This window comes from Undibacterium sp. TJN19, from assembly GCF_049339485.1.
Taxonomy (GTDB): domain Bacteria; phylum Pseudomonadota; class Gammaproteobacteria; order Burkholderiales; family Burkholderiaceae_D; genus Undibacterium.
Genome location: NZ_JBMPPL010000052.1, coordinates 1 through 788 on the forward strand (window position 1 = coordinate 1; position 788 = coordinate 788).

Below are 788 nucleotides of genomic sequence, written 5' to 3' on the forward strand. Positions count from 1 at the left end.
TGCTCGAACAAATCGACCTGAACACCTGGGTTTCCATGTCCATCCAGCGCGCTGTTGACAAAGTGCAAAGCCGCCTGCAAGACGGCCTGGCCTTCCTGGCAACCGTTGGTTCCACCGCACCGTTCGTCGGTCTGTTCGGTACAGTATGGGGTATCTACCATGCGCTGACAGCCATCGGTATGTCCGGTCAGGCATCGATCGACAAAGTCGCCGGTCCTGTAGGTGAAGCGCTGATCATGACCGCGATTGGTCTGGCCGTGGCGGTTCCTGCTGTTCTGGGTTACAACTTCCTGGTACGCCGCAACAAGAGCTCTATGGAAGAAGTCCGCGCTTTCTCCGCTGACCTGCACTCCGTTGTCCTGTCCGGCAACATGGGCAAGACAGCTGCAAAAAAATGAAATACTGAGGAAGCTACTACGCGACGCGATGTTGAACCTGCGATGCTCACCGTACCTGCGTACGGTTGCGCTTCTTAGTCCAAACTAGCACCGCTCGCTACGCTTCCTCAGCATTTCACATAAGTACTTGTATAGCTTAAAACCGAAGACCCTTAACCACCGAGGCACAGAGACACAGAGAAGAACCAAGAGAAAGATGATTATTTTTGCGAAGCATCCCTGCGCAAAGTAATGATGGGTCAATGGACCTCGGAGGAAAGACTTTCCTCCTGCAGTTCTCTGTGTCTTTGTGCCTCTGTGTTGAGTGGTCTTAAAAGGTCTGCGTAACACGAAAGAGAACACATTATGGCAATGGCAATTGGCAATGATGGTGACGGCGAAGACGAAGTC

The 788-nt window shown here is 52.4% G+C and carries 1 protein-coding gene; it reads left to right on the forward strand.

Annotated elements, in window-relative coordinates; translation table 11 throughout:
• A partial coding sequence (locus tag ACO0LH_RS28475) for a MotA/TolQ/ExbB proton channel family protein (RefSeq protein ID WP_422944525.1) occupies positions 1-398 on the forward strand: 398 nt, incomplete at its 5' end.
• Between the last annotated feature and the right edge of the window lie 390 nt (positions 399-788).